Source organism: Agrobacterium sp. 22-226-1 (genome assembly GCF_053522345.1).
Map to the genome: position 1 here is coordinate 12967 of NZ_JBNWCP010000028.1, position 16384 is coordinate 29350.

Below are 16384 nucleotides of genomic sequence, written 5' to 3' on the forward strand. Positions count from 1 at the left end.
ACGATCATTTCGACGGTGGTCGGACAAAGCGCTGTTCCAGAACCTCGCTTCCCCACTGACTGCCCGGATGTTCCTCGACGCATGTGAAGCCATGGGCTTCGTAAAGGTGCCGTGCGGCCAAGAGGCCGTTGAATGTCCAGAGATGGGTTTCGGCAAAGCCTTTTTCATCGACGAAGGCCAGTGCGGTTTCCAGCAGCCTGCGTCCGACACCGCCACCGCGCACCCCGTCATCAACGATGAACCAGCGCAGATGCGCAATATCCGCTCCGAGATCTTCGCCATCGATAGCGACGGAGCCGATGATCTCCTGTCCGCGCATTGCGACCCAGATCGTATTCTTCGGGCTTTCGAGCCGGTTGCAAAAAGCGGCGAGGCCTTCGGCCACGACGGATTCGAAACGCTGGCCGAAGCCGGATGTCCGGGCGTAGTACAGCGCATGCATCTGCGTGATCCGGGCAATGATGCCGGGCCTGTATCCCTCCAGTATCTCTATGGAGGGAGCAACTGTATCGGTCCTGTCTCCCAGCGCATCGGCGTAAAGACGAAGCCCCTGGAGGATCGTGTGAGCATCCGCCGACGTAAGCTGCGTCAGGGCGCCGGAGACCTGCCGGTTCGCGAAGCCATGAATGGCGCCCACCTGTTCTTGTCCCTGACCCGTAAGACGCAGCCGCTTGATGCGACTGTCCCCTTCATCCGTTTCTTCGCGAACATCGCCCGACAGGACGAGCTTGCGCAGCATGCGGCTGACACTCGATTTTTCAAGTCGCAGAAGTTTTCCCAGATCCCGCGCCGTGATGTCGGGGCATGCTTCGATCTCGATCAGGGCATGCACGGCGGAGGGCGGCAGATCGGTGCCGGCAAAGTCTCCTCCCATGAAGCCGAGTTCGCGGACGAGCCGGCGGGAGGTGGAACGGATGTCGTTTATGGGGAAGGGCTGTTGGGGCACGTTCAATCCATTATGGTTGCATCGTGCAACCATAATCATATTCCGCCTGACTTGCCAAGATTGCTCCCGGCGTAAAAGGCTGGCTTTCTCAGTAAAAGCGGGCAATCTGCTCTTCCGGTCGCCAACAATGGCGGCTAAACCGATATTATCGGCAAGATGGATATTCGCTGAGATCGCACGGCGGGACTTTACCTGCGCCGTTGCGGCTGTTGATTATCCGGCTATGGAGCAGGCATGCCCGACACGCCCCGATTTTTCCGCTACGCGGTTTTAGCTGCCATGTTTCCCGTGGCCGTCCTCGGTCTGGTAGCAATTCCGAATGAGTATCGCGCCACCGGCGTCGAGGCCGTCGATTGCGATGGCCCCATATCCGTTCTGATTGCCGCGGTGCCGGCGCTTGCGGTCTATGCAATTATCGGTTGGATGTTTCTCTCCGGAGCCAAGCGCCATCGCTCGCTGATTTCAGCCTGTTTTTGCGGGCTCGTTTGCCTGGCGCTCGTCTGGAACATCGGCATGGCGCTTCAGGAACAGCGACGAAACGCGGCTGAAACGGCATGCGGTTTCAGTGGTCGGTTGTGACGGCGCTCCGCCCCAGTTCTTCTGTAACGTCCCGCCTGTTCAACGGAACCGAAGGTTTCGGCGTGTGAGCTGATCGACGGAGGTGCAGCCCATCAGCTTCATGCCGCGCTCGATTTCGATACGCATCAGCTCAAGCGCCCGTTCGACGCCCGGTTGCCCGGCAGCAGCCAAGGGGAAAAGGTAATAGCGGCCGAGCCCCACGGCTTTTGCACCGAGGGACAGTGCTTTCAGAACATGGGTGCCGCGCTGCACGCCGCCATCCATCATCACATCGATCCGGTCGCCGACCGCATCGACGATCTCGGCCAGCTGATCGAAGGCGCTGCGGGAGCCATCCAGCTGGCGGCCGCCATGATTGGAAAGCACGATGCCGCTGCAGCCGATCTCCACGGCGCGTCTGGCGTCATCCACCGACATGATGCCTTTTAGGCAGAACGGCCCGCCCCATTCGCGCACCATCTGCGCCACGTCGTCCCAGTTCATCGAAGGGTCGAGCATGTCGGTGAAATAGCGGCTGATGGAAAGAGCGCCGCCGTCCATTTTAATGTGGTCGTCGAGCTGCGGCAGGCTGAAGCGCTCATGCGTCAGGTAATTGATGCCCCAGGCCGGCTTGATGGCGAATTGCGCGATGCCGGAAAGATTGAGCTTGAACGGAATGGCAAAGCCGGTGCGCTTGTCGCGCTCGCGGTTGCCGCCGGTAATACTGTCCACCGTCAGCATCATCGTCTCGACACCGGCGCTCTTGGCGCGCGCCATCATATCGCGGTTGAGGCCGCGGTCCTTGTGGAAATAGAACTGATAGACCTGCGGGCCGCCGCTGATCCGGCGCGCTTCTTCAAGGCTCGTGGTGCCGAGCGAGGAGACGCCGAACATCGTACCGTATTTCCCCGCCGCTGCCGCAACCGCCCGTTCCCCCTGATGGTGGAAGAGGCGTTGCAGCGCCGTCGGCGAACAATAGACCGGCATCGACAGCTTCTGCCCCATGACGGTGACCGACATATCCACATCCGCTACGCCCCGCAGCACATCGGGAACGAGATCGCATTTTTCAAAGGCGGCCGTGTTTCGCCGATACGTCACCTCGTCATCGGCGGCGCCGTCTATATAATTGAAGATCGGTCCGGGCAGACGCTGTTTGGCCATGCGGCGAAAATCGTGGAAATTATAGCAGTCTTTGAGTTGCATCTTTTACTCGACCGGTCCGGTTTGAAAGCTTTCAAAAGAGTGTCGGAAACCTATACCGGAGATTTATAGCGGGCAATCAGGCCACGGACGATTTCCGCAGGCTCGAAGCGATGGATGCCGCGAGGTTGAAACGGCAGGAGATGTTCCGCATCGAGAAGCTTCGCCGAAAGCCAGAGAACGGACATCCACATTTCCGTGCCCTGCAGCCCGGCCGGATGCCCCTCGGCGAAGGCAAATCCCCTGTTCCTTTGCCAGCGTCCCTCGTTTCGGCGCAGAATTTCGCGGGCGATTTCCTTCGCCTCGTCCTGCCGGTGATCCGTCTGTTTCAGGCACAGAAGAAGCGGATGGATCGTATCGAGCAGGTTGCAGGCATTAAAATCCGCGCCATGGAAACCGCCATAGGCACGATAATTGGCGATAACGGAGTCAATAGCTGCTTCCGGATGGGGAAGCGGCAGGCCGAACTGTGCGTAAGAGCCGCGGGTAAGCCGGTAAAAGCCGTTGACCGGTTGCAGCAGGCCCTGTGCGGCAGTCGGCTCACCCCAAAGCCCGGTGGTTTTATCCACATTCATCGCCAGCCAGCCGAAGAGAACAGTGAGGTTGTCGCCAGATGTGAAATAGCGCCTGTTGAAATAAAGCGCGGTGGCAATGGCGTCTATGGTGGCGCCGCAATGCCATGCCCGGCTTTGCCATGGCAATTCTTCCAGCAGGAGGATGAGTTCTTCGGCGCGCAGACGCTCCACGAAAGCGATCGGCTGTTTCGGCGCTGCACCGAAACATTCAAGCGCATATCCGACAGCCAGAATATTATAGAGGACGGCAGGGTCGTTCTCGGGAGGCGTCGAGGTGCGGCGGTGACGGTTAAGAAACAGCCCCGTTTCCTGATCCTGCAGGGCCTGAAGACTGGCCACGGTTTTTCCGGCATCGAAAGCGATCTTTTCCTGCCCAAAGGCTGCCGCAATCTCGATGGCATCGCACAGATGCCTGACGCTTTCGACCTCACGTCCGGATGCATCGGCGGAACGATAGATGCCATCCTCGCCATAGGAGCGGATGGCGGCAAGCCAGTCGTCGACAATCTCCTTACCGAGTTCTTGCAGCAGGCCATCGGGTTCCGTCAGCCTCGGCGCGGCCGCTTTTTCTCCACGATATCGCAGAACCCGGGCGGGAACGCCGCCTGCAATGGCCATGGCGGGAATGTCCTTCGCCACCACCGCGCCTGCGGCAATAATTGCGCCGCGCCCTATCTTCACGCCATCCAGCACAACCGCATTGGCGCCGATCCAGACGTCGTCGCCGATCTCTATCCCGAGCGAGGTCAGCGGTTGGCGATAGATCGGAGTTTTAATGTCGTCGAAGCCATGGTTGAAGCCGACGATGCTGACATGTGAGGCGATGCGGACGCCATTGCCGATTGTCACCTTACCGGAAAGACAGGCATAGGGGTTGATCGAGACGTTTTCACCGAGTTCGATATCGCCGCGCACGATTGCATAACCGGCGATCCACGACTGCGCACCCATCAATAGCCTGTCCGTATGCACCTCCGCCTTGTCGGCAATGTAGACGCCCTGCCCGAAAACGGCGTTGGCAGAGCGCTGGAGGCCACGCAGCCGTGTCTGATGGTCGGGGCTGTCGATATCCTCCTGCTTCCGCTCCCAGGTCAGGATGTTCAGTCGATCCGGTCTCTGGGAAACACCCGGTGTGTCGTCGGTCATCTCCGTCAGCCTGCGCGGTTTTCATCGAGAGCATAGGCGGGAACGCGCCGCCCCTCCCGCCTGAACATCTCTTCCAGCCCGGAGAGATCGGGACTTTCGGGGAAGACACCCAATGCGGCCCCTGCTTCTTTACCGGCCGGCAGTGCCAGGGCCGCCGTCACCAGCAGCGTTTCGCCGGAGGCGATGGTGGCGCGCAATTGCGGAACGAGGGTTCTGGCGTGAATGAGGTTGGTATTGGCGATCGCCTGATGGCTCACGCCTTCTCGCTGAATGCCAGCCGAAAGATCGGCGATGAGGCTGGTGTCAGTCTGTCCGTAACAGACGGCGCGACCTTCACTCGCCTCGGTGCGGTCACGGTTGAAATCGGCGCGTTCTATGGCAAATCCGCCTTCTGATGTCTGCAGCGGGCGCGGGGTGCGGATGCGGTGCAGCCTTATGTGCCAGGGGTTTTGCGGCACGAGCCAGGTCTCGATCTCGACATCCGCCCATGGCCGCCAGCGGGAATAGAGGCAGTCTTTGGCGATCAACGCCTCTTCCATTGTCTCGCGGGTGCGGAAGTGCACGCCGTCGTCGGACAGGCCGAGCATGCCATCGAAACTCGCGGCGGCGAAATGCCGGTCATCCGCCTCGATATTGAAGGCATAACGGGTGGAATAGACGAATTTCGAATATTTCTCCTGCGCGCCGCGCATCCTGTCGTGCTGCTGCCCGGAGGACAGGACCACGATATTGCCCGGCGTATGAAAGGCCACCATGCCAGGCTCAGCGAGGGGAACCGGTTCGGCAAATTCCTGCGGTTCGGCTTCTTCAGCGGCCCAGAACGGGTGATCGGCGGGCAGCGCCAGCGGCAGGAAAAATTTGAGCGCCCAATAGGGAGAGCAGAGAGAATTGTAGCTCTCGCTCATCAGAAGATTTGGGTAGCCATATCCGACCGACAGGACGCCGTCGCGGTCCGCGATCGGCCGCTTCGACCACCAGCGGATATGGCGCATGTAATAGCCCTTGATTTCCGGCCACGGCAGCGCTTCCAGACCGGAAAAGGCAAGAGCGCCCCAGAAACCGCCCGCCGCAAAACGGTAGGTCTGGCTGCGCCCGAAGGCGAGAGAGGCCCCGTCGGGCCCGAACCAGTGGCGTATGTCACGGGCGAAAATGCGGGAGCGTTCGAGCAAGCGTGTCTTTCGCGTGTCGTCGCCTTTCGCCAGCACCGTATAGATCAGGCCGTAAAAATGCATGGCGAAGGGAATATAATGGTCGACCCGGCGCACCGGCCCGTCGCGATACCAGCCGTTGCCGATATCGAAAGCCTCGAGTTCATCGAGATAGGTTTGGGTCTTGATCCGGTCAAACTCCACGCCGACCCGCTCAAGCCCGAGATCGATCAGGACACGGAAGAATTTCCAATTATTGTCGACGAATTCCCGCTCGCGGGCGGCCAGAAGATAGGCGGCGACAGCCTGCCTGTCCGTTTCGGCAAGCGGCTCCCAGATATGTTCGGGAACCATGGCGAGCGCAAATCCTATCGCCGCCAGTTCGACCAGCCGCTGGTGCCGATCAGCCGTATCGCCCCAATATTCGGGGTGGGCGGGGTTCGCGCCATTGGCCAGTCCACGCCTGTAGAGATCCCAGTGAGGAAAGTCATAACCGCCGGCGGCAAGCGGAACGATGCCCCATAATGGCCGGGCAAAACCCTCCAGTTCCGCCGCAGGAAAATCGAAAATCGCCCCCGTTGCTCCGAGCCGGACGCGCGCGCCGCCCGGTGAAAAACAGGCAAGCAGCGGGTTGAAGAGATCGATCACCGCCTTTGCGAGATCGTCCCTGCCGAGAAGCGGATTGTGAAAGAGCGGATTGGCTGTGGCGGTCTCGTGAGGCACGGTGACGAATGTCCGGAATTCATGATCAAAGGAAAGGGCCGCGGGCTCATCGCCCGCGGCCCTGTAGCAATTATTTGATGGCCTTGACGCCGTCATTCATGTCCTTGATGCCGTCATCGATGGAGATATTGTCGGTCATCAGCGCATCATGCACGCGGTTCAGGACGACTTCGATCTTGGCCGCATTCGGGTTGACCGCCATTTCCAGATAGGCCTTGCCGGCCTGCAGCGCGTCCTTGCTGTTCTGGTCCTGCGGGAAGCCCGGCAGCGCCGCGATCTTCTCGGCCACATCATCGGTTCTGAGCGCAGGGAAAGTGCCGGTGGAGGCGATGGTCGCCGCACCCTCAGGCCCAGTAACGAAGTGGATGAAGTCCAGCGCCGCTTCCTTGTGGCCGGAATTGGCATTGACCGACAATCCGGCAATCTGCGCGGCCGTCGCGCCCGCCGCCACACCATCCGGATGGGGGAACTTCACGATGCCCCAATTGAGGCTTTTCGACTCGCCGGATTTCACCTTGGCGATCTGGGTGCCGACAAACCATGTGCCCATGGGCAGCATGCCGATCGTTCCGTTGAAAAACAGAGCGGAATAATGGGTGTTCGATGTTTTCAGCGAGGCATAGGACGGTATCGCGCCGCTCTTCTGCAGGGCAAGCGCACGCTCATACCAGGGTTTGAGGAATTCATAATTACCGTCCACCAGCGTGTGCTTGCCATCCTGAATACCGGGCAGCTGCACCGTCGAACGCCAGGTGTGCAGCAGCGCGCCATAGGTGCGGTTGGCGCCCATGCCGCCCTTCAGCTTGCCGGCGATCTCATCGAATTGCGCCCAGCTCATGTCGTTGGTGGGGTAAGGCACGCCGGCCTTGTCGAAAATATCCTTGTTGTAATAGACCACCCAGAAATCCGAGCGGAACGGCAAAGCGTAAATCTTGCCGTCGATGGTCAGTTCCTCGATCAGGCCGCCATAGGGGGCCGTCTCGATTTTCTGGTCCTTGATGAAGCCGCTGAGATCGGTGATGTTGCCGGCGCGTACCAGATTGGCGTAGCCGGGCACATCCTTGATGGTGACGACATCGATATCCTTGGAGCCGCCGGTGAGCTGCGTGGATATCATCTGCGTATAGTCCTGCGAGCCGAGGTCCACCACTTCGAACGTCACATTCGGATGCTTCTGCTTGTAGGCCTCCATCAAGGGCTTGAAATAAGCGCCCTTGTCCAGATCCCACAGCGCCCATTTCAGCGTAACGGGCGCATCGCCCGCAGCGAACGCCGTTCCTCCCATGCCCATGGCAATGCCGAGACCGGCGGTTGCGAGAGCGAATGCACGTCTGGTTGTCTTAAACTCCATAGCCCGTTTCTCCTTCCCTGACTGATGTCGTTTTGATTTTGGTCTGCTTAAGCGTCGCTCCCCGCCGGTTCGGGTATCCGCGCGCGTGTTTTCGCAGCAGCGTTTTTCGCTGCGAAACAGAGGGCAAACATGCCGAGCGAAAAATTGATGGTGGCCGGCATGAACACCGACACCGGATAAAAGAGGACATGCGCGAGCCAGAGCGCTGCGACGAAACCCAGCGCCGCAAGCATCGGCAATGGCCTGGTGAGCGCCAGAAACGCCGCCTGCCGCAGGGTTTCCGAAAGCGGCAGGTCCCGCTTGGCCAGAACAACGCTGGCATAGGCGCTGAGGAGGATGAGAAACAGCGTGACCGCCAGGCTGATCGCAAAAGGCAGGCTATAGACGAGCTGAAGCCGGGCGGCACCGGCATAGCTGACAGTCGCATAAGCACCGGCGCTCACCAGCAGCGCGCTTAAAACCACAAGCGCGGTGCCGCGCAGGGCGAATTTCCGCAAGGCTTCGAGAAAGTCGCGCAGCAGATAGGTATTCTCGTCATTTGCAAAGGAAACAGAGATGCGGGCCATGGCCAGCATCGCCGCCGGCATCGTCACCACCGGCAGGCTGGCGATGATGAAGAGGAGGTTGAGCTTCACCATCTCCCACCATTCGCGCTTGATGATATCGAGGAAAAGGGCAAGGCCGGTCAGCGGCGGTGCGTTCTTGTCGATCCCGGCCCCTTCCTTTGTCCATAACCCTTCCAGCCATTGCATCGCGTTTCTCCCCGGCGCCTCAATAAAGGATCGATCGCTCGGTGGCGGGATCGAAAAGCTGTGCATTCGTCAGATCGGCCACCAGGTCGACGGGATCGCCGATCTTAGCCCTGAAACGCGGTGAGACGCGTGCGACGAGGTTTCTGCCGCCGGAGACGAGGTTGAGATGCACTTCCGATCCCATCGGCTCCGCCAGTTCCACCGTTGCCCGGAAGGGTACGACATTGGCGGCATCGATATCCGCCGGGGCGAATTCGTGGAAATTTTCCGGGCGGATGCCGAGAACGATATCCTTTCCTTCATGGGGGAGCAGGCGTGCGGTATCGATGCCCGCCGGCAGAGGCAGCGGATTGCCGTCGAACAGGGCGGTGAAGCGGTCGCCGTCGCGGCGCAGCGTGACTGGCAGCATGTTCATCTGCGGCGCGCCGATGAAACCCGCAACGAACATGTTGATCGGCCGGTCGTAGAGGTTTTGCGGCGTATCCACCTGCTGGATATGGCCGTCCTTCATCACCACGATGCGGTCCGCCATGGTCATGGCTTCCACCTGATCGTGGGTAACGTAAATGAAGGTGGCGTCCAGCCGCTTGTGCAGCTTGGAGATTTCCGAACGCATGGTGCCGCGCAGCTTGGCGTCGAGATTGGAAAGTGGCTCATCGAGCAGGAAGACTTCCGGATTGCGCACCATGGCCCGGCCGAGCGCGACACGCTGGCGCTGGCCGCCGGAGAGCGCTTTCGGCTTGCGGTTCAAGAGATGGGTAATATCGAGAATTTTCGCCGCATCCTTGACCTTGGTGTCGATGAGATCGCGCGGCGCCTTTCTGAGTTCCAGACCGAAGGCCATGTTTTTGTAGACCGTCATATGCGGGTAAAGCGCATAGTTCTGGAACACCATGGCAATGTCGCGATCCTTCGAGGGGACATCGTTCATCACGTCCTCGCCAATGCGCAACTCGCCGCCGGAAATTTCCTCCAGCCCGGCGATCATCCTGAGCGTCGTGGATTTTCCGCATCCGGAAGGGCCGACCAGAATGATGAATTCCTTGTCGGCGATATCCAGATCGATATCGTGAACCACCTTGAGCGCGCCGAAGGTCTTGTTGAGTTTTTTCAGGGAAATGCTAGCCATCTGTTCCTCGCGCTCACCAATAGGAAGACCAGTTGCGCGAAAGCCGGATCAGCGCTTCCAGATAATAATAATCGCCCCAGGAGACGCACTCATCGACGCCTTCGCCCCGGCAGGTATTATGGGGCGTCTTCTTGGAATAGGTGCCGTGCAGAAGCTGCCCGTTGGAGATCGCGGGATCGCGAACCGAATAGATATCGGCGAGGCTTTTCACCATACGCCTTGCCAGATCGCGATATTCCGCCGCCTTTTCTGGCATCTCCAGCTCCGCCATTTCCAGGAGGCCACAGGCGACGATGGCCGCCGCCGAGCTGTCGCGCGGTTCGCCATCGCCATCCGCAAAAATTAGGTCCCAATAGGGTACGAGATCATCGGGCAGGCGTTTGAGGTAGAAGGCGAGAAGCCGCTCGAAGGTGTCGCGATAGGCAGGCAGGCGCTCATATCGATAAGAAATTGCCATGCCAGCAATGCCCCAGGCCTGTCCGCGGGCCCAGTAGCTCTCATCGCTGTAACCCTGTTTTGTGACGCCGCGCACCGGCGCGCCGGTCTCCGGGTCCATGTAAAATGTATGATAGGTGGAATCGTCCGGCCGGACGGAATGGGCAAGCGTGGTGCGGGCATGGGCAAGCGCCACGGTGCGGTAGTCTTCCCGGCCGGTTTCGCGGCTTGCCCAATAAAGCAGCGGCAGGTTTAAAAGGCAGTCGATGATGTAGCGATATTCGTTGGGATTATCCCTGCGGCCCCAGGCCTGGATGAATTGCCCGACCGGCTGGAACCGCTCCATCAACTGGTCCGCCGCCATCAGCGCCGCGCGTCTTCCATCCTCATCGCCCACCAGTTTCCATGCGGCGATGCAGGAGGGCGAATAGAGGAAGCCCATATCGTGGTGATCGGTCTCGATGCGGTTTTCGATACGGTGCAGGAAACTCTGCACCTGAATTTGCGCCGCATGCTGAAAGGTCCTGTCGCCGGTGTGCTCGAAGGCGAGCCATATCTGGCCCGGCCAGAAACCGGCGGTCCATTGGTCGTTGGCGACTGCCGGGTAAAAATTCTTCACGCTCGAATGGTTCTGCGCCGCATAGGTAAATTGCGGCAGGTTGCGCCTGACCTGCGCGACGGCCACGGCCAGCGCCGCATCGATTTCGGCGTCTGTGATCGGGGTTGGGAGGGACGTGGTCAAATCGAGCATGAAATCAACCCTTGAGGCCGGTGGAGGCGACGCCTTCGACGAAGAAGCGCTGCAATGCCAGGAAAACGACGAGAACCGGGACAAGCGCCACGACCGAGGCGGCCATGATCAATCCGTATTCCGCCGAATATTGCGAAATGAACATGCGCAGGCCGATCTGGATGGTCTTTAGCTCGGTCTTGGTGAGATAGATCATCGGACCCATGAAGTCGTTCCAGGTCGTGACGAAGGTGAAGATCGTCAAGGTGGAAAGCGCCGGTTTGGAAAGTGGCAGCATGATCTTCGCCCAGATCTGATATTCGTTCATGCCGTCGATGCGGGCCGCCTCGCAAAGCTCGTTCGGGATCGACATGTAAAACTGCCGCATCAGGAAAACGCCGAAGGCGGTGAAGGCCTGCAGGAAAATCAGGGCGAGATGGGTGTTGTTGAGCCCGAATTCGCGCATCAACAGAAACTGCGGCACCATATAGACCTGCCAGGGCATGGCGATGGTGGCGATATAGCCGAGAAACAGCGTGTTCTTGTAGGGAAAATGCAGCTTGGCGAAGGCGTAGGCCGCAAAGCTTGAGGTCAGCAATTGCAGCAATGTGACGATGATCGTCAGCTTCGACGTGTTGTAGATGAAGAGCGCCAGCGGAATTTTCGTCCAGATTTCCACATAGTTTTCCCAGCGCGGCTGCGAGGGGATCCATTCGATCGGGAACGCGAAGACATCGCGGCTGAGTTTCAGCGACGCCGACAGCATCCATGCGAAGGGCAGAAGCATGACGATGGTGACGACGATCACCGTCAGATAGACGCCAACCGTGGCGCCGGGGATTTTGCGGCCCATGATGCGCATGGATCAATCCTCCCGCTGCCGTTTGAACTGGACGATGGTGACCATCAGGACGAGGAAGAACAGGACGAGGGCGATCATGCTGGAATAGCCGAGATCCCAGGAGATGAAGGCCTCATTGTAGATGTGATAGACGAGAACCAGCGTTGAGGTGCCGGGACCGCCCTGTGTGATCATGTAGACTTGATCGAAAACCTTGAAGGACTGGATCGTCAGCATGACGGTCACGAAAAAGGTCGTGGGAGCAAGCTGTGGCAGGGTGACGTGGATGAATTTCTGCCAGGCATTGGCGCCATCCAGCCCCGCGGCTTCATAAAGCTCCGAATTGATGCCCTGTAGCCCGGCGAGATAGATGACCATGTAATAACCCATGCTCTTCCACACGCCGAAGAGAATGACCGTGACCATGGCCCAGTGCCGGTCCGCCGCCCATCCCGGCATGTCGGCGGGATCGAGGCCGAGCGTATAGAGCAGCATGTTGACCGGACCCATCTCCGGATTGAAAATCATGTTCCAGACGACGGCCACGGCGACCAGCGATGCGACATAGGGAAAGAACATGGCCGTGCGGAAGAAATTGCGGCCGAGGATTTTCTGGTTGAGCAGGATCGCAAGCCCGAGCGCGCAGGCGAGCGTGGCCGGCACCGAAGCGACGGTGTAGATGACCGTATTCCAGAAGGCCGCGATGAAGGCCCTGTCCTCGAAAAGCCGCCAGAAATTATCGAGACCGGCAAAACGCATGGCATTGGAGCCGTCCCAATGCATGAAGGCCAGCGCAAAGGCAAAGAGGATCGGTCCGAGCGTGAAAATCGCAAAGCCGAGAAAATTGGGCGCAATGAAGGAATAGGCAACGAGCGCATTTTCTATTCGGCGCCGCCGTTTAGAGACGATGCGGAGTTTTTTCCTGCGATACGGAGTCGCCTGCTTGTCGGACATGGTCGCGGTTGCGATTGCCACAGCATATCTCCCATTGCCGCCGTTTCACTGTTTCATCCGTGTCGGCTGCCTGCATTTTCCATTGCGGTCCGGGTCTTCGCCCTGCCGCCTCCCGCGCTCTGGATAACACAATATCGATATTGGTCAAACAACTTTACATAAAGTCAGACAAATTTTCTGGTTTTTCAAAAATACGTATGATAGGAGGCCCATATCGGATTGCGGAACGCGCGGGAGGTTTGAGGGCGTGTTTGTCGAAATGGTGCGGTTTCTGCCCGAACGGTTCGCCGACTTCGGCGCGGAACTGACGGCGCAGAAAATACGGTCTTCAGCACCGGGCGCGGTTTCCCGTAGTCTCATAGAGGCGGCGGAACAGACGCTTGACGAGCCCTGGTCCGTCATTCTGGCGGGCGACTACCGGGAATATAGCCGCACCGGCAATCGCGATCGTTTCGAGGCGCTTTATTTTTCCCGACGACTGAAGCTGAACGCGCTGGTTCTTGGAGAATGCGCCGACGGGCAGGGCCGCTTTCTCGATGCCATCATCGATGGTCTTTGGCTGATATGCGAAGAGAGCGGCTGGCAATTGCCCGCCCATAATTCCCATATTCGCGGCGGCCCGCGATATCCGCTGCCCGATCCGCAAAACCCGGTGATCGACCTGTTCGCTGCCGAAACGGGCGCCAATCTCGCTTTGTGCCTGCATTTGCTGGCACCGGAACTGGAAAGGGCAAATGCAAACCTCGTTTCCCGCGTCCGCGCCGAGATCGACCGGCGCATCACCACGCCTTATCTCACCCGGCATTTCTGGTGGATGGGGAATGGCGACGAGCGGATGAACAACTGGACGGCATGGATTACCCAGAATGTCCTTCTCTCGACCCTGCTATTGCCCACCGACCAGTCGACGAGGCGTTCGGTCGTGGAAAAGGCGCTCAAGAGTCTCGATGCGTTTCAGAAGGATTATGCGGAAGACGGCGCCTGCGAAGAGGGCGTTCTTTATTATGGCCATGCGGCACTTTGCCTGTTTGGGGCGATGAGCATTCTCGAAGCCTCTGCGCCCGGCTCCATGGCGCCGCTCTTTCATGCGCCGAAGCTGCGCAGCATGGCCGAATTCATTCTCAACATGCACGTGGCGGAAGACCGGTTCTTCAACTTCGCCGATGCGCCGGCGAAGGTCGAGACATCCGGCGGGCGGGAATATCTTTTTGGCAAGGCCGTTTCTTCGCCACGGCTTCAGGCTTTCGCTGCCGCCTGCTGGAATCGCTCACCGGACCGGCTGATGTGCAAGGAGTGGAACCTCTGGTATCGGGTCCAGGCGGTGCTTGCCGTCCCGGAATTTTCCGCGCTTATTCCAGCGGAACCGGCAAAGACCGACATCGCCCATCCCGGTATCGGTCTTGCGATTGCCCGCGACGGGGTCTTCGATCTTGCCGTGAAGGCGGGCAATAATGGCGAGAGCCATAACCACAACGATGTCGGCAGTTTCACGCTTTATAAGAACGGCCGGCCGTTCATCATCGATGTCGGGGTGGAAACCTACACCGCAAAAACCTTCTCGCCGCAGCGCTACGACATCTGGACGATGCAATCGGCCTTTCACAATCTGCCGACTTTCGGCGGCGTCATGCAGGCCGCCGGGGCAGAGTTTGCGGCGAGAGATTTTGTGACAAAATTCTCTGAAGAGCAGGCGGAAGTCTCTTTCGATATAGCCGGGGCCTATCCGGCCGTGGCGCGTGTTGAGCACTATCGTCGCCGCGTCCGATTGCTGCGTGGCAGCCATGTGGAAGTCCTTGACGACTATCAGGGCGGGCAGGAGGCGGTTCTGTCGCTAATGGTCGCCGAAAAGCCCATTGTCACGCCGGGTCGGCTGATCTTTGCGGGGCTGGGAGACATAGCCTGCGAAGGCGCAGGAGAACCCGCCATCGAAGCCATAACAATGGACGATGCCCGCCTTCGCCAGTCCTGGCCGCCGGTGATCTATCGCATTCTCATCCCCATCGCAGCCCAGCGTCTGTGCCTGACGATCAGTTAAGGAAGTGCCGATGAAACTTACACTCAAGGTCGTCAACGCGGCGGGTGATGTTCTGGCGGAGGCCGGAGCGGAGGACGAAGCTTTGCTCGTCTATCGCGCAGAATATTGCGAGGGTGACAGGCTTGTCGTCGAGGTTTCGCAGCCCGGTCATATCTGGCTTGCGCTCGATGCCGGCATGCCGCCGACGCTGGTTTTCCTGCACGGAAACCAATTCATCCTGCCCGTTCCTTCTGCGGCAAAACGCAAATCCTATCCGCCGCAGGCTTTCAGCGGTAACCTTCACCGGATCGCTGCGCGCCGCACACTTGCCGGTGAAATCGGAGTTCGCAGGAATCTGGCGCTCAACCCGTTTGACGATCATGAAAACACCTCGCTGTTTCCGCACGTTTATGCGAGCACGGAAACGCGCGGGGAGGCGGCCTTCGCAGCCCGCAATGTCATCGATGGTGAAAAGGCGAGCGCGGGCCACGGCTTTTGGCCCTATACAAGCTGGGGCATCAACCGCGATCCCGAAGCTTCGCTGACGCTCGTATTCGGCCGCGCAGTCCTCATCGACCAGCTGACTTTTTACCTGCGGGCGGACTTTCCTCATGATGCCTGGTGGGAAAAAGCGAGCGTCACTTTTTCCGACGGCGAAAGCGCGAGCTTTTCCCTGCAAAAAACCGGGGCTGCCCAGAGTTTCCCGGTCGCGCCGCGCCAGGTGGAATGGATCCGCCTGCATGATCTTAAAAAAGCCGACGACCCTTCGCCTTTTCCCGCGCTGACGCAAATCGAGGTTTGGGGAGCGGATCTGCGGGAAGCACCGTAGCGCGTGATCGCGGCTTTCTGAGCACAAAGCGACGACCCGGTTTTACTGGAAATCCTTTAGCTGTGCGCGATGCCGCGCAGGTCGCGCATCATGTCGCGGTAGCGGTGCTGGCTGCCGCGCAGATGCGCCTGCATCGCCAGCTTTGCGGCCTGTTCGTTCCGGTCCGATATGGCGATGACGATGGCTTCATGTTCCTTGTGGATCAATCGCCGGTAGGCTGTCTGGTCATTTTCGCCGGTTTCGGAAACCACGCGCGATTGTGGAATCACGGCCTGACCGTGCAGCTCGAGGAACTGTGTGAAAAGCGGATTGTTGGTGGCGGCCGCAATGGCCAGATGCAGCGCCAGATCCGCCTCGCGAATGGAGCGGTTCTCCTCGATACATTGCAGAAGCCGGGCGTGACAGTCGAAAATCGCCTCTTCCTGCGATGGCGAGCGGCGAAGGGCGGCGAGGCCCGCCGCTTCGATTTCAAGCGGCGTCCTGATTTCCAGCACTTCCAGATCGGAAGAGAGCCGGGCGCGGTCGATACCGGGGGTGGGCGATGCGTCCTTCTCACGCTTCAGCACGAAAATACCCGCCCCCTGACGCACCTCCACCAGCCCGTCGCAGCGTAGCGCCGTCACCGCCTCGCGCACCACGGTGCGGCTGACGCCATGGGTTTCCGTCATCTCGATTTCGCCGGGCAGGCGGTCGCCGGGTCCATATTGCCCGGAGGCAATCGCGTTTCTCAGGCTGAGGCTAACTCTGCTGACCAGAGAACCGGAGGATTTGCTGCGCTGTTTTTGCTGTTCAGGCACGTCGGTCACCATGCATTGAAATCGAGGCAGGCGTGAAGCCTGTCAAATATGTATGATGAATTTCAGTAAAACTCAATGATCATACCAATTTTACCCGCTTTCAAATAAAGGACGCGCGGAATGGTATTAAAAATCGTCCCGGAGACACTAGAGTGCGTCCGCTTTACTCGGGGTCATATCCGCACGATTTGAAGTAGTTGGCGCATTCTTGCGGTTCGAACAGCGTGACGATCTGGCCGACGGTAGTCCATAA

Annotated in this window: 14 protein-coding genes; 3 read left to right on the top strand and 11 right to left on the bottom strand. The window is 59.3% G+C overall.

Annotated features, from left to right (window positions below; translation table 11 throughout):
- Positions 1–4: 4 nt before the first annotated feature.
- A complete protein-coding gene (locus ACQZ5K_RS26060; RefSeq protein WP_448741934.1) occupies positions 5–985 on the bottom strand; it encodes a GNAT family N-acetyltransferase in 981 nt (326 codons plus the stop codon).
- Between the two features lie 195 nt (positions 986–1180).
- Here ACQZ5K_RS26060 and ACQZ5K_RS26065 point away from each other — a divergent pair, with 195 nt between their 5' ends.
- Positions 1181–1525: a hypothetical protein gene (locus ACQZ5K_RS26065; protein WP_448741935.1), complete on the top strand. Its 345-nt coding sequence runs from the start codon at positions 1181–1183 to the stop codon at positions 1523–1525.
- A gap of 39 nt (positions 1526–1564) precedes the next feature.
- Here ACQZ5K_RS26065 and ACQZ5K_RS26070 read toward each other — a convergent pair whose 3' ends face one another.
- From ACQZ5K_RS26070 to ACQZ5K_RS26110, 9 genes are all read right to left on the bottom strand, one after another.
- Positions 1565–2710 carry an alpha-hydroxy acid oxidase gene (locus ACQZ5K_RS26070; protein ID WP_003519654.1) on the bottom strand — a complete coding sequence of 382 codons (1146 nt, stop codon included), beginning with the start codon at positions 2708–2710 and terminating at the stop codon, positions 1565–1567.
- Positions 2711–2760: 50 nt separating this feature from the next.
- Entirely contained in the window at positions 2761–4428 is a 1668-nt protein-coding gene (locus ACQZ5K_RS26075) for an acyltransferase (protein WP_448741936.1), read from the bottom strand.
- 5 nt (positions 4429–4433) lie between these two features.
- On the bottom strand, positions 4434–6299 hold the full coding sequence (locus ACQZ5K_RS26080) for a DUF2264 domain-containing protein (protein ID WP_448741937.1): 1866 nt from the start codon (positions 6297–6299) through the stop codon (positions 4434–4436).
- Positions 6300–6369: 70 nt separating this feature from the next.
- Positions 6370–7650, bottom strand: coding sequence for an ABC transporter substrate-binding protein (locus ACQZ5K_RS26085; RefSeq protein ID WP_448741938.1), 1281 nt, complete (start codon positions 7648–7650; stop codon positions 6370–6372).
- 47 nt (positions 7651–7697) lie between these two features.
- The gene (locus ACQZ5K_RS26090; RefSeq protein ID WP_448741939.1) at positions 7698–8402 is read right to left on the bottom strand and encodes a DUF624 domain-containing protein; all 705 of its coding nucleotides are present in this window, start codon (positions 8400–8402) and stop codon (positions 7698–7700) included.
- A 19-nt stretch (positions 8403–8421) separates the two neighbouring features.
- The gene (locus ACQZ5K_RS26095) at positions 8422–9531 is read right to left on the bottom strand and encodes an ABC transporter ATP-binding protein (RefSeq protein ID WP_448741940.1); all 1110 of its coding nucleotides are present in this window, start codon (positions 9529–9531) and stop codon (positions 8422–8424) included.
- A gap of 13 nt (positions 9532–9544) precedes the next feature.
- A complete protein-coding gene (locus ACQZ5K_RS26100) occupies positions 9545–10717 on the bottom strand; it encodes a glycoside hydrolase family 88 protein (protein WP_448741941.1) in 1173 nt (390 codons plus the stop codon).
- A 4-nt stretch (positions 10718–10721) separates the two neighbouring features.
- A complete protein-coding gene (locus ACQZ5K_RS26105) occupies positions 10722–11558 on the bottom strand; it encodes a carbohydrate ABC transporter permease (protein WP_448741942.1) in 837 nt (278 codons plus the stop codon).
- Positions 11559–11561: 3 nt separating this feature from the next.
- Positions 11562–12491 carry a carbohydrate ABC transporter permease gene (locus ACQZ5K_RS26110; RefSeq protein WP_236766955.1) on the bottom strand — a complete coding sequence of 310 codons (930 nt, stop codon included), beginning with the start codon at positions 12489–12491 and terminating at the stop codon, positions 11562–11564.
- Positions 12492–12738: 247 nt separating this feature from the next.
- On the opposite strand from ACQZ5K_RS26110, the gene ACQZ5K_RS26115 reads away from it, so the two are divergent.
- Complete coding sequence (locus ACQZ5K_RS26115; RefSeq protein ID WP_448741943.1) at positions 12739–14526, top strand: heparinase II/III domain-containing protein; 1788 nt, start codon at positions 12739–12741, stop codon at positions 14524–14526.
- Positions 14527–14536: 10 nt separating this feature from the next.
- Positions 14537–15334, top strand: a complete 798-nt coding sequence (locus tag ACQZ5K_RS26120) for a carbohydrate-binding protein (protein ID WP_080857538.1) — start codon at positions 14537–14539, stop codon at positions 15332–15334.
- A gap of 56 nt (positions 15335–15390) precedes the next feature.
- Here the strand turns inward: ACQZ5K_RS26120 and ACQZ5K_RS26125 are convergent, their stop codons facing one another.
- Positions 15391–16143 carry a FadR/GntR family transcriptional regulator gene (locus tag ACQZ5K_RS26125; RefSeq protein ID WP_448741944.1) on the bottom strand — a complete coding sequence of 251 codons (753 nt, stop codon included), beginning with the start codon at positions 16141–16143 and terminating at the stop codon, positions 15391–15393.
- Positions 16144–16384 lie beyond the last annotated feature (241 nt).

Bases quoted from the DNA above. Each gene is read 5' to 3' on its own strand.
- ACQZ5K_RS26075 (WP_448741936.1), bottom strand. From the start codon at position 4,428: ATGACCGACGACACACCGGGTGTTTCCCAGAGACCGGATCGACTGAAC.
- ACQZ5K_RS26070 (WP_003519654.1), bottom strand. From the start codon at position 2,710: ATGCAACTCAAAGACTGCTATAATTTCCACGATTTTCGCCGCATGGCC.
- ACQZ5K_RS26095 (WP_448741940.1), bottom strand. From the start codon at position 9,531: ATGGCTAGCATTTCCCTGAAAAAACTCAACAAGACCTTCGGCGCGCTC.
- ACQZ5K_RS26065 (WP_448741935.1), top strand. From the start codon at position 1,181: ATGCCCGACACGCCCCGATTTTTCCGCTACGCGGTTTTAGCTGCCATG.
- ACQZ5K_RS26060 (WP_448741934.1), bottom strand. From the start codon at position 985: ATGATTATGGTTGCACGATGCAACCATAATGGATTGAACGTGCCCCAA.
- ACQZ5K_RS26120 (WP_080857538.1), top strand. From the start codon at position 14,537: ATGAAACTTACACTCAAGGTCGTCAACGCGGCGGGTGATGTTCTGGCG.
- ACQZ5K_RS26100 (WP_448741941.1), bottom strand. From the start codon at position 10,717: ATGCTCGATTTGACCACGTCCCTCCCAACCCCGATCACAGACGCCGAA.
- ACQZ5K_RS26090 (WP_448741939.1), bottom strand. From the start codon at position 8,402: ATGCAATGGCTGGAAGGGTTATGGACAAAGGAAGGGGCCGGGATCGAC.
- ACQZ5K_RS26110 (WP_236766955.1), bottom strand. From the start codon at position 12,491: ATGTCCGACAAGCAGGCGACTCCGTATCGCAGGAAAAAACTCCGCATC.
- ACQZ5K_RS26105 (WP_448741942.1), bottom strand. From the start codon at position 11,558: ATGCGCATCATGGGCCGCAAAATCCCCGGCGCCACGGTTGGCGTCTAT.
- ACQZ5K_RS26125 (WP_448741944.1), bottom strand. From the start codon at position 16,143: ATGGTGACCGACGTGCCTGAACAGCAAAAACAGCGCAGCAAATCCTCC.
- ACQZ5K_RS26085 (WP_448741938.1), bottom strand. From the start codon at position 7,650: ATGGAGTTTAAGACAACCAGACGTGCATTCGCTCTCGCAACCGCCGGT.